This window comes from Amycolatopsis sp. NPDC033938, from assembly GCF_055575975.1.
In genome coordinates this window covers 86822-108970 of the sequence record NZ_JBVIRO010000011.1, presented here as the reverse complement: position 1 = coordinate 108970, position 22149 = coordinate 86822, and the positions used below count along the sequence as shown (strand labels likewise).

Annotated in this window: 19 protein-coding genes; 11 read left to right on the top strand and 8 right to left on the bottom strand. The window is 69.1% G+C overall.

Annotated elements, in window-relative coordinates:
• The first annotated feature begins 5 nt into the window (after window positions 1-5).
• Together ACZ5ZX_RS25850 and ACZ5ZX_RS25845 are read left to right on the top strand one after the other, a co-directional pair.
• Window positions 6-1427, top strand: a complete 1422-nt coding sequence (locus ACZ5ZX_RS25850; protein WP_465504560.1) for a PucR family transcriptional regulator — start codon at window positions 6-8, stop codon at window positions 1425-1427.
• 1 nt (window position 1428) lies between these two features.
• Window positions 1429-1911 (top strand): MarR family winged helix-turn-helix transcriptional regulator, encoded by a 483-nt coding sequence (locus ACZ5ZX_RS25845; protein ID WP_465504559.1) that lies wholly within the window; start codon window positions 1429-1431, stop codon window positions 1909-1911.
• A gap of 2 nt (window positions 1912-1913) precedes the next feature.
• On the opposite strand, the gene dctA is transcribed toward ACZ5ZX_RS25845, so the two are convergent.
• Window positions 1914-3191, bottom strand: coding sequence for a C4-dicarboxylate transporter DctA (gene dctA, locus ACZ5ZX_RS25840; RefSeq protein WP_465504558.1), 1278 nt, complete (start codon window positions 3189-3191; stop codon window positions 1914-1916).
• Window positions 3192-3283: 92 nt separating this feature from the next.
• On the opposite strand from dctA, the gene ACZ5ZX_RS25835 reads away from it, so the two are divergent.
• Window positions 3284-3769, top strand: coding sequence for a GNAT family N-acetyltransferase (locus tag ACZ5ZX_RS25835; RefSeq protein WP_465504557.1), 486 nt, complete (start codon window positions 3284-3286; stop codon window positions 3767-3769).
• A 257-nt stretch (window positions 3770-4026) separates the two neighbouring features.
• Here ACZ5ZX_RS25835 and ACZ5ZX_RS25830 read toward each other — a convergent pair whose 3' ends face one another.
• Entirely contained in the window at window positions 4027-4662 is a 636-nt protein-coding gene (locus tag ACZ5ZX_RS25830; protein ID WP_465504556.1) for a TetR/AcrR family transcriptional regulator, read from the bottom strand.
• A gap of 105 nt (window positions 4663-4767) precedes the next feature.
• Here ACZ5ZX_RS25830 and wzt point away from each other — a divergent pair, with 105 nt between their 5' ends.
• Window positions 4768-5514, top strand: coding sequence for a galactan export ABC transporter ATP-binding subunit Wzt/RfbE (gene wzt / locus ACZ5ZX_RS25825; protein WP_465504555.1), 747 nt, complete (start codon window positions 4768-4770; stop codon window positions 5512-5514).
• Here wzt and ACZ5ZX_RS25820 read toward each other — a convergent pair.
• Window positions 5493-6689 carry a DUF6986 family protein gene (locus ACZ5ZX_RS25820; protein ID WP_465504554.1) on the bottom strand — a complete coding sequence of 399 codons (1197 nt, stop codon included), beginning with the start codon at window positions 6687-6689 and terminating at the stop codon, window positions 5493-5495. The two genes, wzt and ACZ5ZX_RS25820, sit on opposite strands and share 22 nt — an antisense overlap.
• 4 nt (window positions 6690-6693) lie before the next feature.
• Window positions 6694-8271, bottom strand: coding sequence for a malate synthase A (aceB, locus tag ACZ5ZX_RS25815; protein ID WP_465504553.1), 1578 nt, complete (start codon window positions 8269-8271; stop codon window positions 6694-6696).
• 103 nt (window positions 8272-8374) lie between these two features.
• Here aceB and ACZ5ZX_RS25810 point away from each other — a divergent pair, with 103 nt between their 5' ends.
• Entirely contained in the window at window positions 8375-9151 is a 777-nt protein-coding gene (locus tag ACZ5ZX_RS25810; protein WP_465504552.1) for an IclR family transcriptional regulator, read from the top strand.
• Here ACZ5ZX_RS25810 and ACZ5ZX_RS25805 read toward each other — a convergent pair.
• Window positions 9141-9866: a TetR/AcrR family transcriptional regulator gene (locus ACZ5ZX_RS25805; RefSeq protein ID WP_465504551.1), complete on the bottom strand. Its 726-nt coding sequence runs from the start codon at window positions 9864-9866 to the stop codon at window positions 9141-9143. The two genes, ACZ5ZX_RS25810 and ACZ5ZX_RS25805, sit on opposite strands and share 11 nt — an antisense overlap.
• Before the next feature lie 107 nt (window positions 9867-9973).
• On the opposite strand from ACZ5ZX_RS25805, the gene ACZ5ZX_RS25800 reads away from it, so the two are divergent.
• Together ACZ5ZX_RS25800 and ACZ5ZX_RS25795 are read left to right on the top strand one after the other, a co-directional pair.
• Window positions 9974-11467, top strand: coding sequence for an MFS transporter (locus ACZ5ZX_RS25800; protein WP_465504550.1), 1494 nt, complete (start codon window positions 9974-9976; stop codon window positions 11465-11467).
• A 90-nt stretch (window positions 11468-11557) separates the two neighbouring features.
• Window positions 11558-12127: a hypothetical protein gene (locus ACZ5ZX_RS25795; RefSeq protein ID WP_465504549.1), complete on the top strand. Its 570-nt coding sequence runs from the start codon at window positions 11558-11560 to the stop codon at window positions 12125-12127.
• Here ACZ5ZX_RS25795 and ftsY read toward each other — a convergent pair.
• Entirely contained in the window at window positions 12124-13452 is a 1329-nt protein-coding gene (gene ftsY / locus ACZ5ZX_RS25790) for a signal recognition particle-docking protein FtsY (protein WP_465504548.1), read from the bottom strand. The two genes, ACZ5ZX_RS25795 and ftsY, sit on opposite strands and share 4 nt — an antisense overlap.
• A 152-nt stretch (window positions 13453-13604) precedes the next feature.
• On the opposite strand from ftsY, the gene ACZ5ZX_RS25785 reads away from it, so the two are divergent.
• The 3 genes from ACZ5ZX_RS25785 (at window position 13605) to ACZ5ZX_RS25775 (ending at window position 17033) form a co-directional block, all read left to right on the top strand.
• The gene (locus ACZ5ZX_RS25785) at window positions 13605-14816 is read left to right on the top strand and encodes an anhydro-N-acetylmuramic acid kinase (protein ID WP_465504547.1); all 1212 of its coding nucleotides are present in this window, start codon (window positions 13605-13607) and stop codon (window positions 14814-14816) included.
• Window positions 14817-14825: 9 nt separating this feature from the next.
• Window positions 14826-16409 (top strand): sodium:solute symporter, encoded by a 1584-nt coding sequence (locus ACZ5ZX_RS25780; protein ID WP_465504546.1) that lies wholly within the window; start codon window positions 14826-14828, stop codon window positions 16407-16409.
• Between the two features lie 90 nt (window positions 16410-16499).
• Window positions 16500-17033 carry a DUF3455 domain-containing protein gene (locus tag ACZ5ZX_RS25775; protein ID WP_465504545.1) on the top strand — a complete coding sequence of 178 codons (534 nt, stop codon included), beginning with the start codon at window positions 16500-16502 and terminating at the stop codon, window positions 17031-17033.
• 190 nt (window positions 17034-17223) lie between these two features.
• Here the strand turns inward: ACZ5ZX_RS25775 and smc are convergent, their stop codons facing one another.
• Window positions 17224-20823, bottom strand: coding sequence for a chromosome segregation protein SMC (gene smc, locus ACZ5ZX_RS25770; RefSeq protein WP_465504544.1), 3600 nt, complete (start codon window positions 20821-20823; stop codon window positions 17224-17226).
• 100 nt (window positions 20824-20923) lie between these two features.
• On the bottom strand, window positions 20924-21211 hold the full coding sequence (locus ACZ5ZX_RS25765) for an acylphosphatase (protein WP_465504543.1): 288 nt from the start codon (window positions 21209-21211) through the stop codon (window positions 20924-20926).
• 198 nt (window positions 21212-21409) lie between these two features.
• Between ACZ5ZX_RS25765 and ACZ5ZX_RS25760 the strand changes: the two genes are divergently transcribed.
• Window positions 21410-22051 (top strand): hypothetical protein, encoded by a 642-nt coding sequence (locus tag ACZ5ZX_RS25760; RefSeq protein ID WP_465504542.1) that lies wholly within the window; start codon window positions 21410-21412, stop codon window positions 22049-22051.
• Window positions 22052-22149: the final 98 nt, after the last annotated feature.

Below are 22149 nucleotides of genomic sequence, written 5' to 3'. Positions count from 1 at the left end.
ACCTGATGACGACCGTGAAAACTCTGCTCGCGCTGCCCGGGTTGCGCTTGCGCGTACGCGCCGGGACCGCCCTTCTCGACCGTCCCGTGTCCCGGATCTACGTCACCGAACTGCCCGATCCCGGCCGGTACGTGTCGGCGGGCGAACTCGTGCTGAGCGGGTTGCTGTGGTGGCGCGGTCCCGGCGACTCCGAGGCGTTCGTCGCCGCGTTGGCGAAGGCCGGGGCGGCGGCGCTGGCGGCTTCCGGCGCGGATTCCGACGGCATTCCGGAAGACCTCGTCGAAGCCTGTACGCGACACCGGATCCCGTTGCTGGAGGTACCGGCGGATCTGTCGTTCTCCGTCGTCACCGAGCGGGTCGTCCTGGCGTTGGCCGGGGCCGCGGAAGGCGCCCGCAAACGTTTGCTTTCAGCGGCGACCGAAGACGTGCCGATGGAGACGCTGCTGGACCGGGCCCGCGCGGAGCTCGGCCTCCCCTGCTGGGTGGTACCCGCGACCGCGCCGAACGAACTGGTGCGCCGGTTCGTCGCCGCGGGCGGGCGTTCCCTCGAAGCGGACGACGTCTCCATCCGGCCGGTGGGCGGAAGGCACGCGGTGCCGTGGCTGCTCGCGATCGGCGGCAGGCTCACCGCGGCGCAGGCGGAGATCGCCGAAGAACTCGCCGGGCTGATCGGGCTCGCGCGGACCCGGGCGGACGAGGTCCGCGCGGTCACCGACCGGGTGGTCGAACCGCTGCTGGCCGCTCTCGACGAGGGAAGCGATCCGCACGCGGCACTGACCGCGACCGGACTGCGCGGCGATCTGCGTGTCGTCGTCGCCCGTGCCGAGGGATCCGAAGCGGCGCGCGGGATCTTGACCGAGTTGCTGCCTCCGGGCGCCCTCGTCGGCATGGGCGGCGAAACGACCTGGGCGGTGGCCGAGGACGACGGCGAGTGGCCGGAGGACTGGCCCGCCACCGTGGCGGAGGCCTTGGCCAGGGTGGAATCGCTGTTGCCGTGCCGTCGGGTGCTGATCGGGATCAGCGACCGTTCCCCGGTTTCCGCGCTGCGGGGCGCGAAAGAGGTCGCGCGCTACGCGCTGGCCGTGGCGGCGGAGCGGGCGGGCGCGGTCGAGGTCGTCCCCGGCGGCGAGATCGGCATGCACCGGCTGCTGCTGGCTGGCGCGTCCGACGACCTGCGGGCGGCGTTGCGGCAGCGGGTACTGGGCCCGCTGCTCGGATACGACGCCGAGCAGGGCACCGATCTGGTGCACACCCTGCGCGTCTTCCTCGAATGCTCCGGCTCGCCGACGCGAGCGGCGCGGGCACTGCACGTCCACGTCAACACCTTGCGGTACCGGATCGGGCGGGCGAGTGAACTGCTCGGCGTCGATCTGAGCGAGTTCACCGAGCAACTGGACGTCTATCTGGCTTTGTCGGCAGGGAGCTGAAATGCGCATCACCACGGCGAAGGAAGCCGCCTACGACCCGCGGGTGGTCGCGTTCGGGCGGATGATGGGCGCGGCGAACCGGCTCGAATACCTCCTCGGCCGCGCGCTGGAGACCGAATGCGGGATCTCGCATCTGATGTTCGAGGTCCTGCTGATCGTGGGACGGTCGGGTGCGGCCGGGAGGAGCATGCGCGCGATCGCGCAGGAGCAGGTGCTGACCACCGGCGGCGCGACCCGGCTGGTCGACCGGATGACGACGCTCGGCCTGGTGGTCCGCACCGCCGATCCCGACGACCGCCGAGTGCAACTCGTCCGGCTGACCGAAGCGGGCGAGGAGACGACCGTGCGGGCCGCGCGGGTGCACGTCGAGAACATCCAGCGGTTCTTCCTCGACCCGTTGCCCGCCGACCACCGCGAACAGTTCACGCAGGACCTGCGGACACTGAGCCATTTCGCCCGCGACGCTCTTCCCCGGCTCCGCTAGGGTCACTCGGCTTTGACCGGCTTTTCCAGTGCCGCCAGCATCTTCTCGCGATCCAGTTGCTTCTCCGACTTCGCCACCACGAAAGTCGCGACGCAGTTTCCCAGCAGGTTCACGAAAACGCGCATCGAGTCCATCAGCCGGTCCGCGCCGAGCAGCAACGCGACCCCGGCGACCGGGAACGCGCCGATCGCGGCGGCCGTCGCCGACAGCGCGAGGAACGACGAGCCCGGAACGCCCGCCATCCCCTTCGACGTGAGCATCAGGATCCCGACCGCGAGCAACTGCTGACCGATCGACATGTCGACTCCGAACGCCTGCGCCAGGAACACCGTGCAGATCGACAGGTAGATCGTCGCGCCGTCGAGGTTGAACGAATACCCGGTCGGCACCACGAGTCCGGTCGCCGCACGCGAACAGCCGGCGTCGGTCAGCTTCGTCATGATCCGCGGCATCACGGATTCGGTCGACGCCGTGCCGAGGGCCAGCAGGAACTCTTCGCGGGCGTACCGGAGGAACCGCCAGATCGAAACCCCGGCGTAGAACCGGGAAATCAAGGCGAGAATCAGGACGAACAGCACACCCGCGCCATAGCAGGCGGCGATCAGTTTCGCGTACGTGCCGAGCGTGGAAATCCCGTACTGGCCGATGATGAACGCCATCGCGCCGAACGCGCCCAGCGGCGCGACGCGCATGATCCAGCCCATCACCTTGAAGATGATCTGCTGCACCTGATCGACGAACCCGAGCACGAGCGGCGCCCGTTCCCGACCGATGGCCGCCAGCGCGACGCCGAAGAACACCGCGAACACCAGCACCTGCAACAACTGGTTCTCCGCGAACGCGTTGACGACACTGTCCGGGATGGTGTGGAGGAGGAAGTCGCCGATGGACGGCAAGTGTCCGCCGTTGGTCTTCTTGTCCACCGCGGCCGGGTCGAGCGTCGCCGGATCGATGTCGAGCCCACTGCCCGGCCGGAACACGTTGGCGATCAGGAGACCGAAGACCAGCGCGAAGGTCGTGACGATCTCGAAGTACAGGATCGCCTTGAACCCGATCCGGCCGACCGCCTTGATGTCACCGACCGCCGCGATCCCGGTCACCACGACACAGAAGATCAGCGGCGCGATGATCATCTTGATCAGCCGGATGAACCCGTCACCGACCGGTTTCAGCTGCGCACCCAGCGACGGCCAGAAATGTCCGATCAGGACACCGGCCACCACGGCGACCAGCAATTGCACGAACAATGATGTGTACCAACGCCCACCGGACTTCGACATGGGCGGAACCTAAGGGTCGGATGTTCCGCGCGTGTTACGCCGCGCTGTGAGAGGAACCACCCTCGACCGCGGCCATCACTAGACTCCAGGCCATGTCCACTCCCCTCGCGCTCCGGCGGGCGACCACCGCGGACTCCGACGCCGTCGCGGAAATCTGGTACCACGGCTGGAAAGACGGCCATCTCGGCAACGTGCCCGACGCGCTCGTGCGCATCCGCACTCGCGAATCCTTCTGGAAACGCGCCGGGGAACGCGTCGGCGACACGACCGTCGCCGTGGCTCGCGGCGAGGTGGCGGGGTTCGTGATGGTCGTCGGCGACGAGGTCGAGCAGGTCTACGTTTCCTCGGCTCATCGCGGGAGCGGGGTCGCCGGGACACTGCTTTCGGAGGCGGAGCGGCTTGTGAGCGAAGGCGGGCATTCCCGCGCCTGGCTCGCCGTGGCGCCGGGGAACGCGCGGGCGCGGCGGTTCTATGAGCGGTGCGGGTGGGTGGACGACGGCGAGTTCGAGAATCGGGTCGCCGGGCCGGAGGGGCCGGTTTTGGTTCCCTGTCGGCGTTATGTGAAGGCGCTCGCGTAAGGGCGCTCGCGAACCGCGTTTAGCCGGCTAAACGCGGTCCCGGAACGCACTGTGTCGGGGTGGCCGTGAGTGGTAAGTGTCGTTAGAACGAACCCTCACTTAGGTGCCTACGCCTGACCTGCGGGTGGCGCGTGGCGGTGCAACCACCTCGTCGATGACGGAATTGGGACGTTGAGTGTCCCAATTCCTTCATCGACGAGCCACCGCCACACAGCGTGCGGCTCTCGGGCACGGAACACCCTTGGCCAGAACGACACTTACCACTCACGACCACCCGGCCCCAGGTAAGCCAAAGTCATCTCGGTCATTTCGCTCGCCCAAACCTCCCAGCTCAGGCCGTCGGGCCAGTGACGACCGGTGGCCGCGCGGTGCACGCAGGAACCGATGACGGTCCGCGTCAGCATGCCGATGGCCTGCTCGCGATCCGTCCGGCGGATCTCCTCGAACCAAGGCCGCGCGGCTTCGACGAAGGCGGTCTGGATCGCGGCCAAGGCCTGGAGCCCGCGTTCGCGTCCGTCGGCGCGCTGACCGTCGAGCAGCTCCGGGAAGATCCGGTCGTGACGGGCGAAGGTGTCCGCCAGAGCCTGGGTGAACGCGCCGACGATCCCGGCCAGTCCGGGAGGCGCCGCCCGAAGCGCTTCGCTGACACCACTTTCCAGTTGGCCGAGCAACTGGTCCTTCACGGCGTACAGCAGCTGGTTCTTGCCCACGAACCGGCGATAGATCGCGCCCACCGACATGCCCGCCCGCTCGGCGACCGCCGCGACGGTGAACTCCTCGATGCCCTGTTCGGCCAGGACATGCTCGGCGGCGGCCAGCACCTTGTGCAGGGACTCCCGGCTGCGGGCTTGTTGCGGCGGGCGAAAACCCTGTTCGACGGATCGCTGGCTCACCGGGCGCACGTTACCTCCCGTCGACGGGAGGCCGAAACTCGACCAAATGCGAATGATAACTTCCGTTCGCATCTGGCGAGACCGAGCAGCACGGAGGGCGGCACGATGGTGAGCATCGAGGTGCAGGGCGCGTACGTCGATTTCCCGATCTTCGACGCCAAGACCAGGTCCCTCAAGAAGGAAGTGCTCGGCAAGGTCGGCGGCAAGATCGGCACCGGAGCGAAGATCCCCATCGTCGAGGCGCTCAGGAACATCACCCTGTCACTGAGCGACGGCGACCGAGTCGGCTTGGTCGGGCACAACGGTGCCGGGAAGTCCACTCTCCTGCGGCTGCTGTCCGGCATCTACGAGCCGACGCGGGGCACCTCGCGGGTCGTCGGCCGGATCGCGCCGGTCTTCGATCTCGGCGTGGGACTGGACCCGGAGGTCTCCGGCTACGAGAACATCCTGATCCGGGGCCTGTTCCTCGGCATGAGCCGCAGGCAGATGGAGAAGCGGGTCGACGACATCGCGGAGTTCACCGAACTCGGCGACTATCTGCGCATGCCCCTGCGCACCTACTCCGCCGGCATGCGCGTGCGGCTCGCGCTCGGCGTGGTGACCACCATCGACCCCGAGATCCTCATCCTCGACGAGGGCCTCGGCGCGATCGACGCCGCGTTCCTCGCCAAGGCGCGCGAGCGGCTGGTCGACCTCGCCCGCCGCTCGGGCGTGCTGGTGTTCGCTTCACACGCCGACGAGCTGCTGCGCGAACTGTGCACCACCGCACTCTGGATGGACGAAGGCCGGATTCGCGCACACGGCTCGCTCGACGAGGTTCTCGCCGAATATCACGGAGTTCTGCGTACGTAACCGTCCAATTCGGACCGCGAGAACGAAAGCTCCCCTTCGTCCACCGCGCCGCAATCCAGTCCTCGCAGCAGGAAACCCGCCAGCGCCTGCGCCGTCGCGGGCTCGTCAAGCACTCCACGACCGGTCTGGTCCGCGTAGTCCCGCAGCCGTCCCAAAGCCGCCGGGAAGCCCTCGCGGAAGAATGCGTACGTCGCGGCGAACCGGGTCGGCAGCTGATGCGGATGCAGATCCCAGCCCTGATAGAAGCCGCGCTCCAGGGAACGCCGCACCAGGCGCAGATGTTCGCGCCAGGCCGGGAGGATCGCGTCGCCGACGGGCAGCTTGTTCGTCGAGCCGTCGGAAAGCCGGACACCGGTACCGGCGGCCGAAACCTGCATGAGCTGCTTGGCGAAGTCGGCGGCCGGGTGTTCCATGCTCTGGTACTCGGCGCTGATCCCGAGCCCCGCGCTGTAGTCGTAAGTCCCGTAGTGCAGCCCCGAACACCGGCCGCGCGCGGCTTCGATGATCCGCGGCACCGCGACCGCCCCATCGACGTCCACAATGGACTGAGCAGTCTCGATCTGGACTTCGAACCGCAGGGCACCGCTGGGCAGGCCGTACGCGGATTCGAGGCGCTCCAGGACATCCGCCGCCACCTCGACCTGCTCGACGGCGGTCACCTTCGGCAGCGTGACGACGAATCCTTCCGGCAGCGGCCCGCTTTCCAGCAACCCCGCCAAAAACAGGTCCAGGGTGCGGATACCGCGACGCCGGGTGGCCTGCTCGAAGCTCTTGAACCGGATGCCGACGAACGGTGTGCCGCCGGTGATGGCCAGCGTCCGCCCCGCGGCGAGCGCGGTGGCGTCCTCCTCCGCGTCGCCGGGTTTGCCGTAGCCGTCCTCGAAATCGATCCGCAGATCCTCGATCGGCTCGGTGAGCAGTTTGGTCCGGACGCGGTCGGCGACGTCAGCGTCCAGGCCCAGCTGGTCGGCGTGCTCGCCGAAGACCCGCAGGGCCTGCTTTCCCCAATCCGCCACCAGCCGCGTCTTGTACCGCGACGCGGGCACGTACACGGTGTGGACGGGCTGGCGGCCGGGCGGCTCACCAGGGTAGTTGGCCGCGACGCGCGCGTCGGCCTCGGCGAGGCGCGCGTCGGCGGCGGTGTAGACGTCCTCGGTGAGCCGCCCGTTCCCCATCTGTCTACTTGATCCGTTCGTAGGCGGGCAGCGTCAGGAAGTCCGGGAACTCGTCGGCGAGCGCGACCTGCTCGAACAGTTCGACGGCGGGTTCCAGCAGCTCCGGCTTGATCTCGGCGGCCAGTTCGCCGCGGACCTCGGCCAGCACACCTCGCACCAGTTCCTCGGTGACCTTGTCGCCCGTGTCGAGCTGCGTGCCGTTGCGCACCCACTGCCACACCTGCGAACGCGAGATCTCCGCGGTGGCCGCGTCCTCCATCAGGTTGTGGATCGCCGCCGCGCCGTTTCCGCTCAGCCAAGAGGCGATGTAGCGGATACCGACGTCGACCGCGGCCCGCAGACCGGCCGCGGTGGCGCCACCCGGCGTCGAAGCCGCGTCGAGCAGCTGGTCGGCGGTCACCGACACCTCGTCGCGGGTCCGGTCGAGCTGGTTCGGCTTGTCGCCGAGGACCTTGTCGAACTCCTCGCGGCAGATGTCGACCATGCCCGGGTGCGCGACCCAGGAACCGTCGAAGCCGTCGCCGGCCTCACGGCTCTTGTCGGCGCGGACCTTGTCGAGCGCCGCGGCGGTGACTTCCGGGTCCTTGCGGTTCGGGATGAACGCGGCCATACCGCCGATCGCGAACGCGCCGCGCTTGTGGCAGGTGCGCACCAGCAGTTCGGTGTAGGCGCGCATGAACGGCGCGGTCATGGTGACCGAGTTGCGGTCCGGCAGCACGAATTTCTCGCCCGCGTCGCGGAAGTACTTGATCACGCTGAACAGGTAGTCCCAGCGGCCGGCGTTGAGACCGGAAGCGTGCTCGCGCAGTTCGTAGAGGATCTCCTCCATCTCGAACGCGGCCGGGATGGTCTCGATCAGCACGGTCGCGCGGACGGTGCCGTGGTCGATGCCGAGGGTCTTCTCCGCGTGGGTGAAGACGTCGTTCCAGAGCCGGGCTTCGAGGTGGCTCTCCATCTTCGGCAGGTAGAAGTACGGGCCCTTGCCGCGGTTCAGCAGCTCCTGGGCGTTGTGGAAGAAGTACAGGCCGAAGTCGACCAGCGCGCCGACGGCCTGGCGCCCGCCGAAGGACAGGCCGCGCTCGTCGAGGTGCCAGCCGCGCGGGCGGACGACGATGGTCGCGTGCTCGACGTCGTCCTTCAGCGCGTAGCTCTTGCCGCCGCTCTCCAGCGTGATGGTCTCGCGGACGGCGTCGTACAGGTTGACCTGGCCGGAGATGACGTTCGCCCAGTGCGGCGTGTTGGCGTCTTCGAGATCGGCGAGCCAGACCTTGGCGCCGGAGTTCAGCGCGTTGATGGTCATCTTGCGGTCGGTCGGGCCGGTGATCTCGACGCGGCGGTCACGCAGGGCGGGCGGGGCCTCGGCCACCTTCCAGTCGCCCTCGCGGATCTCCTTGGTCTCGGGCAGGAAGTCGAGTTTGCCGGTGGTCCTGGCCTCCTCGCGGCGCTTGCTCCTGGCCTGCAGCAGCTCGTCGCGGCGGGCGGCGAAGGCCTCGTGCAGACCGGCGAGGAAGGCAAGGGCCTCCGGCGTGAGGATCTCTTCCCCGCGCTCGACCGGATCGCCGAGCACCTGAGCTTCAGACATGAGTAACACCCCGAGTTCGGAAAGATAACGTCCCTACGGTTTTACATGACGGACTATAGTTTCTGCATAGCGGAACATCAACGCGGACGTAAGGAGTACCACGGTGGCAGCGGAGAAGAACGGGCGCGACGGCGGCGTCCAGTCCCTTCAGCGGGCCTTCGAGCTCCTCGAGCATCTCGCGGACACGGGCGGCGAGGCCAGTCTTTCGGAGCTGGCCACCCTGTCCGGGCTGCCGATGCCGACCATCCATCGGCTGATCAGGACGCTGGTGGACCTGGGTTACGTCCGGCAGAACACCAACCGCCGGTACGCGCTGGGCGCCCGGCTCATCCGGCTGGGTGAGAACGCCAGCATGCAGTTCGGTTCGTGGGCGCGGCCACTGCTCGCGGAACTGGTCGACGAGGTCGGCGAGACCGCGAACCTCGCGGTACTGGAGCGGGACGAGGTCGTCTACGTCGCCCAGGTGCCGTCGAAGCACTCGATGCGCATGTTCACCGAGGTCGGACGGCGGCTCCTGCCGCACGGCACCGGCGTGGGGAAAGCGATGCTCGCGCATCTGCCGTCCAAGGACGTCACGGCACTGCTCTCGCGGACCGGCATGCCCTCCTACACCGAGCACACCTTCACCGACCAGGACGCGCTTCTGCGCGAGTTGGCGAAAATCGCCCAGCAGGGTTACGCGCTCGACGAGGCCGAGCAGGAACTCGGCGTCCGCTGCGTGGCCGTCGCGGTCCCGGGCGCGCCGGTGCCGGCCGCGGTCTCGGTGTCCGGACCTTCGGGACGGCTCACGATGGAGGCCGTCGAGCGGATCGCGCCCGCCGTCCAGCGGATCGCGACCGCGCTCGGTTCGACCCTTTCGCGTGACGGGGTCACCGTTTGAGGCGGGTCTCCAGGCCGTCGAGCATCCGCTCCAGCCCGTAGCGGAACTTCTCGTCGCGGAGCCGCTCCGGGTCGGTTTCGACGTCGTCGCGGACGAGCCGGTCCCGCTGGTGCGGGTACTCCCGTGCCGCCTCCTCGACGGCGGGGCGGAGATGCGCCGCCCATTCACGCTCGCTCCGACCGCTCTTCGCGACCGTCGTGAGCCATGCCGCCTCGGTGGTCCCCATGCCGATGACATACGAGATCACCGCGCTGATCGCCTGATCCGCCTCGTCGTCCGGGAAGCCCGCGGCCACGAAGACGGCCAGCAGCCGCTCGTTGAGCCGCATGACGTTCGGCCCCAGATACGACAGGCCGACCGAGCCGAGCAATGACGCGATCCAGGGGTGCCGCAGGATCATCGCGCGCACGCTTTGCGCCCCCACCACGGCCGCTTCGCGCCACCCGGCATCCCCATCCGGCACGGTGATCTCGCCGTAGACCTCGTCGACGACCAGCTCGATCAGCTCGTCGCGGTTGGCCACGTGCCGGTACAGCGAGGTGGCGCCCGCGTTGAGCGCGGTGCCGAGCCTGCGCATGCTCAGCGCGTCGACGCCTTCGACGTCGAGGAGCCGGACCGCCTCGGCGACGATCTGCGCCTGGCTCAACGCGGGTTGATCCCGCTTCCGGCGCGGACGGGTCCACACCGACTGGATCGGCTTCTCGTCAGTTGGCATGCCGCCACCCTAGCGTACGACGTACCCCCTTGCGAACGCTCTCGCCTTCTGCGTACAGTGTGCGCATCAACGGAACAACGTACGCAACTACCTCTGGGGGTTTCCCGATGAAGGCGATCGAAGGGCGCGATCCGCGCCGCTGGTGGATCCTGATCGTGCTGTGCCTGAGCACGCTCGTGCTGGTCGTGGACAACATGGTGCTGACCGTCGCCGTGCCGCCGCTCGCCGAAGACCTCGGGGCGAGCGCCCAGGACACGCAGTGGATCCTCGACTCCTACATCCTGGTGTTCGCCGGGCTGCTGCTCACCTCGGGAAGTCTCGGCGACCGCTTCGGCCGCCGGAAGGTGATGATCCTCGGCCTCGCCCTCTTCGGGGCGGCCTCACTCGTCGCCGCGTTCGCCGCGAACCCGCTGGAACTGATCGTGGCCCGCGCGGTGATGGGGGTCGGCGGCGCGCTGATCATGCCGAGCACGCTGTCGATCCTGATCACCGTCTTCGACGACGAGGAACGCCGCAAGGCGATGGCGGCGTGGAGCGCGGTCGCGATGCTCGGCCTGATCGGCGGCCCGGTGCTGGGCGGCGTGCTGATCGCGTGGTTCTGGTGGGGTGCGGTGTTCCTGATCAACGTGCCGATCGTCGTCGTCGCGGTGCTCGCCGCGCTCACGCTGATGCCCGAGTCCAAGGGCCCGTGGCAGAAGCCGGACCCGCTCGGCGCGATCCTGTCCGCGACCGGCATGGTCGCGCTGGTCTGGACGATCATCGAACTGCCCAAGCACGGCATCACCCAGGCCGGGACCCTGATCCCGCTGGCGATCGCGGCGGTGAGCCTGATCGGCTTCGTGCTCTGGGAGCGGCACACGCCGTCGCCGATGGTCCCGCTCAAGCTGTTCCGCAAGCGCAACTTCAGCGGCGGCAGCCTGTCGCTCACGCTGGTGCAGATCGGCAACGGCGGACTGCTGCTGCTCCTGACCCAGTACCTGCAGTTCGTCCTCGGCTACACCCCGACCGAGGCGGGGCTGGCCTTCATCCCGATGGCCATCGCGTCGCTGCTCTGCAACACCCTCGGTGCCACGCTGGGCCAGAAGATCGGCAACCGCGCGCTGGCCACGGCCGGGATGACGGTGATGGCCGCCGGGTTCGGCCTGCTCGCGACCCTGTCGACGGACGACGGTTTCCTGCTGCCCGCCGTCGCGCTGTTCGTCCTCGGTGCCGGTGGCGGGCTGGCGATGCCGGCGGCGATCGCGGCGTTGATGGGCGAGGTCCCGGAGGAGCAGGCCGGGGTCGGCTCCGCGCTCAACGACACCATCCAGCAGCTGGGCGCCGCACTCGGCATCGCGATCCTGGGCAGCGTCGTGTCCGGTCTGTTCACCTCGCAGATGCCCGCGTCCGCCCCGGCGCGAGCGCGGCTTTCGATCAGCGACGCCTTCGCCACCGGTGACGGCGGGCTGATCACCGCGGCCCGTGAGGCGTTCACCTCGGCGATGTCGACGACGTTCCTGGTGAGCGCGGTCGGTGTGCTGGCCGCGGCGGTGGTCGCGTTCCTGGTGATGCGGGACAAGAAGACCGCGGCAATCGAGGACGGCGCTCCGGTCTCCGTCTGACCGCGAAGTCCGCGAAGGCCCCTCTTTCGGCTGAGCCGGGAGAGGGGCCTTCGCCGTAACCTCGAAAGGGGCCGAGCGAGGGGATGTCCGATGGTCGAACCGGTGATCGCCTGGGTGGGGCGGAAACTCGCGGAGAAGGCGCTCGACCGGGCGATGGCCACGGACGGCCGGAAGCCGCGGCGGCACGATCTCAGCGTCCAAGGCGCCGAAGCGACCAGCGACCTCGACATCACCGTGAAGTACACCCTGCCGTACTGGCGAGGCGCGAAAGCACCGGTCCGGCTGATCTTGCGGAAGGTCGACGGCTACCCCGAGACCCTGAGCCTGCCCATGGTGCTCGGGGAAACCCTCCGCGTGAGACTGAGACGGGGCACCTACGAGATCACGGCGTGGGTCGTTCAGCTCTCGCCCCTGCACGGCCAGACGGAAACCCTGCACGCCGTCGGATGGCAACGGCTCTGGCTCGGCCACAACCGCACCAGGAAGGCACGGCTGCGCCCGGCGCCGGTGCTCGTCCAGGCACCCCGACGACTCGAGCCCAAACGAAGCGGAGCCAAACCGGGCGCATCCAAGCCGTCACGCAAGCCCTCCACAGCCCAGGCGTCTCCGCCCGACCCGCCCGCCGGCGGCTGGCGGGTCGGGCGGCCGTCCGGGTCCTAGCTGCTGAGCAGGGCCTCGACGAACGCGCCCGGCTCGAAGGGCGCCAGGTCGTCCGGCCCCTCACCGAGACCGACCAGCTTCACCGGCACGCCGAGTTCACGCTGCACCTGGAAGACGATGCCGCCCTTGGCCGTGCCGTCCAGCTTGGTGAGCACGATGCCGGTGACGTCGATGACCTCCGAGAACACCCGGGCCTGCATCAGCCCGTTCTGCCCGGTGGTGGCGTCGAGCACGAGCAGCACCTCGTCGACCTTCGCCTGCTTCTCGACGACTCGTTTGACCTTGCCCAGCTCGTCCATCAGGCCGGTCTTGGTGTGCAGACGGCCGGCGGTGTCGATCAGGACCGCGTCCACCCCTGCCTCGGTGCCGCGTTTGACGGCGTCGAAGGCGACCGCCGCCGGGTCCGCGCCTTCCTTGCCGCGCACGACCTCCGCGCCAACGCGCTTGGCCCAGGTCTGCAACTGGTCCGCCGCGGCGGCCCGGAAGGTGTCGGCCGCGCCGAGCACGACGGAGCTCCCCTGCGCGACGAGCACCCGGGCGAGCTTGCCGGTGGTGGTGGTCTTGCCGGTGCCGTTGACCCCGGCGACCAGCACGACAGCGGGCTGCTTCACGCCGTCGACGACGTGCGGCAGCGCACGGACGGCACGGACGGCGTCGGTCGACAGAGCGGCGGTGAGGACCTCCTGCAGGACCGTGCGCGCCTCCTCGGACGTCCGTACGGCGCGGCGCTTGAGCTCTTCACGCAGGCGTTCGACGATCTCGGTGGTCGTCGCGGCGCCCAAGTCGGCCATGAGCAGCGTGTCTTCGACGTCCTGCCAGGAGTCCTCGTCCAGGTCACCGGCACCCAGCAGGCCCAGCAGGCTCTGCCCGAACACCGAACGCGACTTCGAAAGCCGGCCGCGCAGCCGCTCGATCCGCCCGGTCGCCGGGGCGATCTCCTCGCGAGCGGGAGCGGGCTCCTCGACGGGCCCGGCGGGTTCGGGGAGTTCGACGTCGCGCACCGTGCGCTGCGCGGAATCCCTCGGCACCGCCGCGTCGTCCCCGACCGCGGGCTGGCCGTCGGTCTCGGGACGATCCTCGACCGGATGCTCCGGCTCGACGGGCTCCTCGGCCTCGTCGGTCTTCTCACCACCCGGAGCGAGCGCGATCCCGCCGGTCGCGGCATATCCGCCGCCCTTCGGCTTCGCGCGCTCGACGGCCTCGGCAGCCTTGGATTCGTCCAGGCTGATCCGGCGGCGGCGCGCGATGAACAGCCCGGCCACCAACACGGCGACCAGTACCACGACGGCAACGACAACGATCCAGAACCAGGGGGAGCTCGACACGGCGCCATCTTCGCATCCGCACCCGGCCCGGCTCAGGCGCCCCACTGCGAGGTAGCGGATCTTGTCAGACACCCACTGGATAGGACTCATTTCGGACAAGAAGAAACAGTCCTGCTTGCGCGGCCTCCGGAACGAGGGCTAGACCACTCCAAATGACGGTTTTCTCCGGCACTGGGGTCCGGGTGATCGGACTCATCTCCGGCACGTCGATCGACGGGATCGACGTGGCGGCCGCCGAACTGCGCGCCCACGGTGACACCGTGGAGCTTTCCCCGCTCGGTCAGCTCGAAGTCCCTTATCCCGAACCGCTCCGCGAAGCCTTGCTCGGCGCACTGCCGCCGAATCCCTGCAGCGCCGAACAGCTCACGAAACTCGACACCCTGGTAGGCCAGGCCTTCGGCGTGGCCGCCGCTCGCGGCATCGAGGAACTGGCGGGCGGCAAAGCCGACGTCGTCGCTTCACTGGGCCAGACGGTGTTCCACTGGATCGAGGACGGCACCGCGCGCGGCACCCTGCAACTGGGGAATCCGGCGTGGATCGCCGAGCGCACCGGGCTGCCCGTGGTGGCCGACCTGCGCGTGCGCGACGTCGCCGCCGGCGGGCACGGCGCACCGCTCGCCGGCACGCTGGACGCGTTGTGGCTCCGGGAAATGGCCGATTCCGGCCCGGTCGCCGCCTTGAACATCGGCGGCATCGCGAACATCACCGTGGTCCCCGCGGACGGCGGTGCCGTTCTGGCCTACGACACCGGGCCGGGCAACGCCCTGATGGACATCGCCGCGCATCGCGCCACCGGACGGCGTGCCGACATCGACGGAGCGCTCGCCCTGCGCGGGAGCGTCCGGACCGATCTGCTCGCGAAACTCCTGCTCGATCCGTATTACGCGGCCGCGCCGCCGAAGTCGACCGGCAAGGAACTGTTCCACGGCGCGTACCTCGACACCGCGCTCGAAGGTCTCCCGCCCGTCGGCGCGGAAGACCTACTGGCGACGCTGACCGAACTCACCGCCGTGACGATCGCCGCGGAATGCCGTCGGCACGCGATCACGACGCTGATCGTCTCCGGCGGCGGCGCCGACAACCCGGCGCTGATGGCCGCACTCGCCCGAAATCTGCCCGATACGGCGCTGAAGACCAGCGACGACCACGGGTTGCCACGTGCGGGCAAAGAGGCATACCTGACCATTCTGCTCGGCTGGCTGACCTGGTCCGGCGTCCCGGGAAACCTCCCGTCGGCGACCGGCGCCCGCGGCGACCGGCTGCTCGGCAACATCACCCCGGGCGCGGGGCCCCTGCGGCTTCCCGTGCCTCATGCCTCAACCGTGACCCGGCTACGGGTAGCGGCGACGACCGGCGAGCGATAGGAGATACGGATGCGCGCACTTGACCTCGCGATCATCGGGCTTTTTCTGGTCGGCATGCCCCTGCTGGGCATCTGGATCGGCGGCAAACAGAAATCCGGCTCCGACTACTTCGTCGGCGAAGGCAAGATCTCCTGGTGGGTGGCCTGCCTGTCGGTGGTCTCCGCGGAGACGTCCACCCTCACCGTGCTCTCCGTACCGACGGTGGCCTACATCGCCACCCCGGGCGAAGGCGGGATGACCTACCTGGCGCTGGCGATCGGCTACATCGCCGGCCGGATCGTGGTGTCGATGGTGCTGTTGCCCCGCTATGTGGCGGGCAACCTGGTCACCGCGTACGCCTTCCTGGGCAAGCGGTTCGGCAACGGGTTGCAGGGCACCGCGTCGGTGACCTTCCTGCTCACCCGCACGCTGGCCGACGGCATCCGGCTGTTCGCCACCGCCATCCCGATCAAGGTGGTGCTCGCCGCGTACGGCCTGACAGTCTCGTACTGGACCATCGTGGTCGGGCTCGGCATCGCGATGGTGATCTACAGCTTCTTCGGCGGGGTGCGCGCGGTCGTCTGGGTCGACGCGATCCAGATGCTCTGGTACATCCTCGGCGCGGTCGTGGTCATCTGGGTTATCGCCGGGCGGCTCCCGGACGGCTGGTTCGGCAAGGCCGTCGACGCCAACAAGTTCCAGCTCTTCGACTTCTCCTCGAACATGCTCACCGGGCAGTACGCGTTCTTCACCGCCGTGATCGGCGGCGCGGTGCTCTCGATGGCGTCGCACGGTTCCGACCAGCTGATCGTGCAGCGCCTGCAGGCCACCAACGACCTGCGCGCCGCGCGGAAGGCCCTGGTCGCCAGCGGTTTCGTGGTCTTCCTGCAGTTCGCGCTGTTCCTGTTCATCGGCGTACTGCTGTGGGCGCTGTACAACGGCCTGAACCCGACCAAACCGAAGCCGGAAGGCCTCGGGCTCGCCAACAAGGACGAACTGTTCGCGAACTTCATCGTGAACGACCTGCCGAGCGGTCTGTCCGGTTTCGTGATCGCCGGGATCCTCGCCGCCGCACTGAGTTCGTCACTCGGCGCGCTGGCGTCGTCCACGGTGACCGACGTCTACGAACGGGTGATCGGCAGGCAGCTGCCGGAAGCCGACCGGCTCAAGCACGGCCGGATCTGGACGATCATCTGGGCGGGCGCGCTGATCCTGTGCGCGGGCTTCTTCGCCTCTTCGAACAAGACGTCGGCCGATCCGATCGTGGTGCAGGCCCTCGGTATCACCGGCTACACCTACGGCGCGCTGCTCGGCGCGTTCCTGCTGGGGCTGCTGTTCAAGCGGGCGAGGCAGTCGGACGCGATCGTCGCGTTCGTGTCGACGGTGATCGTGATGGCTTTCCTCATCCTCGGCGTCAAGTTCAACAAACCGGACGGCAGCCTGATCGGCATCGACTTCGGCCGGGCCGCCGGGACCAAGGTGGCGCTGGCGTGGCCTTGGTACACGTTGTGCGGCGTGGTGATCACGCTCGTGGTGGGCGGACTTCTTTCGCTGCGGCACGGGAGCGTGGACCCGCTCGCGGAGCCGGACGTGAAAGAAGCCGAGTCAGTGTGAGCTGAGTCACATCTTTGAACGTTCTCTACCTCTCCTCCGTGTCGGCTGCGGGACCTGCCTGAAGACGGCGGGCGAGGAGAGGTAGAGACGATGAAGCGTGCGACTGTCACCATCGCGATCGGCGCCCTGTTGCTCGGGAGCGGCGCGAGCGCGTATGCCGCGAACAACCCGGCCGATGTCCAGGCAGGCGGAAATCAACGTCCAGTACCGGAATCCGTCAAGGTTCCGGACGGGAACACCCGGGTCGCCACCTACCGAGGCGAGGGCGTGCAGATCTACGGCTGCGCCAACGGGGCGTGGACCCTGATCCAGCCCGCCGCGACACTGAGCCACCACGGACGGGCGATCGCCCTGCACAGCAAGGGTCCGGTGTGGACGTCCACTGTGGACGGCAGCACGGTCGGCGCGGCGGTGGTGCCCGGCGCCTCCAGCCCCCGGCCGAACGCGGTACCGGAACTGCTGCTGAAGGCGAACCTGAACAGTGGCGACGGGGTCTTCGGCAAGATCACCTACGTCCAGCGGCTCGACACGCGCGGCGGGCTCGCTCCGGCGGGCACCTGCACGGCCGGCGCGCAGACGGCGAGCCGGTACTCCGCGGACTACGCGTTCTGGGCGGCCAAGTAGCGCCGGCGGCGTGCAAGGAAGGGGCTGAAGGGGCCCTTCCCCGCATCTCACGCGGCGAAGGGCGCTTTCCCCGCATGCGACGGGAGGGAAAGCGCCCTTCAGCCCCCGAGCCGCAACCAGGTGGGAAAAGACGCCATGAAAGGTCCTTTCCTTGCAAATTTTGCAAGGAAAGGACCTTTCATGGCGCGCGCTAGGCGGAAACCGGGTCGTCTTCGGCAGTCCGCAGCCGCTGCGAGATGACCTTCGTGATGCCGTCACCCTGCATCGAAACGCCGTACAGGGCGTCGGCGATCTCCATGGTCGGCTTCTGGTGGGTGATGATGATCAGCTGCGAAGAATCGCGCAGCTGCTCCAGCAGCCCGATGAGCCGTCGCATGTTGGTGTCGTCGAGCGCGGCCTCGACCTCGTCCATGACGTAGAAGGGCGAAGGCCGGGCACGGAAGATCGCCACCAGCATGCCGACGGCGACGAGCGACTTCTCGCCACCGGAGAGCAGCGAGAGCCGCTTGACCTTCTTGCCCGGCGGGCGCGCTTCGACGTCGACGCCGGTGGAAAGCAGGTCGTTGGGCTGAGTGAGCACCATGCGCCCCTCGCCGCCGGGGAACAGCACGCTGAACACGGTCTCGAATTCGCGCGCGACGTCCTCGTACGCCGACGCGAAGACCTCGAGGATCTTCTCGTCGACCTGTTTGATGACGGCTTCGAGGTCCTTGCGGGTGTCCTTGAGGTCTTCGAGCTGGGTCGAGAGGAACTTGTACCGCTCCTCCAGCGCCGCGAACTCCTCCAGCGCCAGCGGGTTGACCTTGCCCAGCAGGCTCAGGTCCTTCTCCGCGCGCTTCGCCCGGCGGGCCTGGGTGTCGCGGTCGAACGGCATGGGCGGCGGAGGGGTGACGTCTTCGCCGCGTTCCTTGGCCGCTTCGTACTCGGCCATCTCCCCCGCGCTCGGCGGCACGGGGACGTCCGGGCCGTATTCGGAGACGAGATCTTCGAGACCGATCCCGAAGTCTTCGGCGATCTTGGTTTCGAGCTGTTCCAGCCGCAGCCGCTGCTCGGCCCGCAGGACCTCGTCGCGGTGGACGGCGTCGGTGAGCTTCTCCAGTTCACCGGTCAGCTCGCGGACCTTGCCGCGGACCTGCGTCAGCGCGGTCTCCCTCGACTGCCGCCGCGCCTGCACCTCGTCCCGTTCGTGGGCGGCGCGCTGCACGGAGACCTCGATGCGCTCCAGCGCGATCTCGCCGCCGTTGACCACCGCGTTGGCGATCTCGGCGCCGCGTTTCCGCGCTGCCCTGGACTTTTCGGCGCGTTCACGGGCCTGCCGTTCCGCGTGCGCGGCCCGGCGGAGCGATTCGGCCTTGCCCTGGATGCTCCGCGCGCGCTCCTCGGCGGTGCGCAGCGCGAGCCGGGACTCCATCTCCTCCTGGCGGACCGTGCCGAGGTCTTCGGCGGCCTGGTCGCGTTCGGCGGTGTCCGGATCCTCGTCGACCTCTTGGTCGGCGACGGCGGCCAGCCGCTCTTCGAGTTCCGCGAGCTGCCGCAGTGCCTCTTCACGACTCTGCTCGACCTTGGCACGCTGATTGCTCAGCCGGTCCATCTCGGCCTGGGCGGCGCGCGCGGCCTGCTGCATCCGGTTCAGCCGCTCGGACGAACGGGCCTTGCGGACCTTCGCGTCCCCGAGCGCGTCCTTTGCCCTGCCGACCTCTTCACGGCGGGCCTGCTGGCTGGCACGGGCACCTTCGAGTTCCGCGGCGGTGCGTTCCAGCGCGCGCTCGGCGGCCCGCAGCCGGTCTCCGGCCTCGTCGACGGCGGCCTGTACCTCGATCACGCTCTCGCTGCGGGCCGAACCACCGACCGCCCAGCGGGCACCGAAGACGTCGCCCTCCGGCGTGACCGTACTGACCTCGGGGTACACCTCGACCAGACGGCGCGCGGAGTCCAGACCGTCCACAATGGCCACCCGGTCGAGCGCGTGCTCGACGGCGGAGCGCAGCGCGGACGGCGCCGTGACCACTTCGCGGGCCCAGCGCGCGCCCTCGGGCAGCGACGGCCAGGCACTGGTGTCCACAGTGGATTCCAGGCCACCGAGCAGGATGCCCGCACGACCGGAGTCGTTGTCCTTCAAGAACTTCAGCGCGGCGAGCGCGTCGGCGCCACCGTTGACCGCGACCGCGTCGGCCACCGGGCCGAGCGCCGCGGCCAGCGCGACCTCGTGGCCGGGTTCGACGGTGAGCAGCGCGGCCACCGAGCCGAGCAGACCGGGGAGTTCGTGCTGCGCGCCGAGCAGCGCACCGGCGCCGTCCTTGCGGCGCAAGCCCATCGACAGCGCCTCGACGCGCGCCTTCTCCGAAGCGATCTCGCGTTCAGCCGCCCGCTCGGCCTTGACCAGCTCCTCGACCCGCGCCTTGGCGGCGTTGTTGGCCTCCACCGCGCGGTCGTGGTGGGCCTGCAGTTCGGAGTCGTCGGACTCCTCGACACCGCCCGCGGCCTTGGCCTCTTCGAGCTCCTCGACGGCGATCTCCGCACGCTCGGCGGCCTCTTCGAGCGACACGGTGAGCCTGTCGATCTCGTCGGAGGTGGCACCGTTCTTACTTCGCAGCGCCTCGACCTGCCCGGAGAGCTTCGCCAGCCCTTCCCGGCGATCGGCGATCGCGCGGACGGCGGCCATATGCGCGCGCTCGGCCGCCTGGACGAGGTGTTCGAGCTGCTCACGACGCTGGACGGTCTCCGAGAGCATCATCCGCGCCTCGGCGACGGCCTCGTTGAGCTCCTGCTCCCGCTCGGCGACCTGCTCGGCCTCGGCGAGCAGCTCGTCGGGGTCACGGCCGGTGCTCGCCTGCTGCACGTCGGACGACAGATGCCGTTGACGCTCCAGCGCGAGCCGCACGGTGCCGCGCAACCGTTCCGTCAGCGCGGAAAGCTTGTACCAGGTCTCCTGGGCCGCGGCGAGCTTCGGCGCGTCCTCGGCGAGCGAGGCTTCGAGTTCGGCTTCCTCGGCGGAGACGATCTCCAGCGCCTGCTCGACCTCTGCGCGGCGCTGACGGGCGACGCGCTCGTCCGCCTCTTCTTTGGCGAGGCCTTCGCGCTGCGTGACCAGGTCGTGGGCGAACAGCCGCAGCCGGGCGTCACGCAGTTCGGACTGCACCCACTGCGCCTTGCGGGCGATCTCGGCCTGTTTGCCCAGCGGTTTGAGCTGGCGGCGCAGCTCGGTGGTGAGGTCGCCGAGCCGGTCGAGGTTGCCCTGCATGTTCGCGAGCTTGCGCAGGGTCTGTTCCTTGCGCTTGCGGTGCTTGAGGACACCGGCGGCCTCTTCGATGAAGGCGCGGCGCTCCTCGGGTTTGGATTCGAGGATCGCCGACAGCTGGCCCTGCCCGACGATGACGTGCATCTCGCGGCCGATACCGGAGTCCGACAGCAGTTCCTGCACGTCCATCAGACGGCAGCGGTCACCGTTGATCTCGTACTCGCTCGCGCCGTCGCGGAACATCCGGCGGGTGATCGAGACCTCGGAGTACTCGATGGGCAGCGCGCCGTCGGCGTTGTCGATGGTGAGGGTGACCTCGGCGCGCCCGAGCGGGGCGCGGCCGGCGGTCCCGGCGAAGATGACGTCCTCCATCTTGCCGCCGCGCAGGTCCTTCGCGCCCTGGGTGCCCATGACCCAGCGGAGCGCGTCGAGGACGTTCGACTTGCCAGAGCCGTTCGGTCCGACCACGCAGGTGATGCCCGGCTCGAAACGCAACGTCGTCGCCGAGGCGAAGGACTTGAAGCCCTTGAGCGTCAGGCTCTTCAGGTGCACGTCGTGCTGACCCCTCTTGCCGCGGGAACTCCTCGTTCAATCGGCCCAGGCTACCTGTGTGCCCGGTGCGATCGTGGGACGCGGGTACGTAGGCGCCGGTTCAGCGTTCCACGAACCCGCGGAGCCCGCCTTTCGCGGGTGACCAGCGCTCGACGACGCGATCCACACTACCGGGTGATTCTCCCGAGCGCAGAGCCGCCAAAAGCCGCTCACAGTGTTCACGAACACCCTCCGCTATCACCTCGACACGCCCGTCCGCCAGATTGGCCGCGCTCCCGACCAACCCCAGCTCCAGCGCACGGCTACGGGTCCACCAGCGGAAACCGACTCCCTGTACCCGGCCGTGCACCCACGCCGTCAGCCTGATGTGTGTTTCTTCCTCACTCACGACCCCTATCGTGCACCATGCGGACGAACGCGGAGAGTGAACACCCGGTCCGCCGTCGTTCGCGGAGGGTGAAGTGGCGGTGATAATCTCCGCGCCGGGTCCCCACTTGGGCTACCTCGCCCGGGTAGCCGGAGACGGCTTGGCATACTCGCCTGCTGTCTCGAACTCCCCGAAGTCCCCCATCCGAGGAGCCAGCACATGTCCCGTCCCGACGGGTCTGATCCGAGCGCACGCGTGTCCGTGGCGCCCCCGCGCGGCGCCACCGGCAAGCTCAACCGCAGCGGCTACGCCGTACTCGGCGTCAGTGGCCTCGTGGTGGCGACGGCCTTCGCCGCGATCGCCGAACTGGCGGGCCCCGGCGTCTCGGCCACCGCGGGCGGCACCGGCATCCCCGGCGGACAGAACACCTCCCCCGCCGGCGTCCAGCTGGTCCCCGGCAACGCCGTCCCCGGCGGCCCGATGACCGTCAGCGGCGAGCCGACCCCCGGCGCGCCCACCAGCTCCACGCCGCCGCCGACCACGGTGACGTCGGTCGGCGCGGACGGCAAGGAGACGACGAGCATCGTCACCCCGCCGCCGATTCCGATCCCGATCCCTAACCCCGGACCGGGTCCCGGCCCCGGACCGAACCCCCCTTCGTCGTCGAAGCCGCCGTCCTCGTCTAAGCCGCCGTCGGAGAAGCCTACGACCAGCAACCCACCGGAGACTTCGACCGGCAATCCGCCGGCTACCACTACGACCACTACGGGCGGCGGCTCCAGCTCCAGCGGCGCGCCCGACTCCTCGCCCGGCCGGTCCAGCACCTCGGGCACCGACACGAGCACGAGCAGCGCCCAGTAGGCCTCCCTAGCGCGCTATGAAAGGTCCTTTCCTTGCAAATTTTGCAAGGAAAGGACCTTTCATAGCGCGCGTTCCAGTCTTGGCGCGCGGTGAGCCGG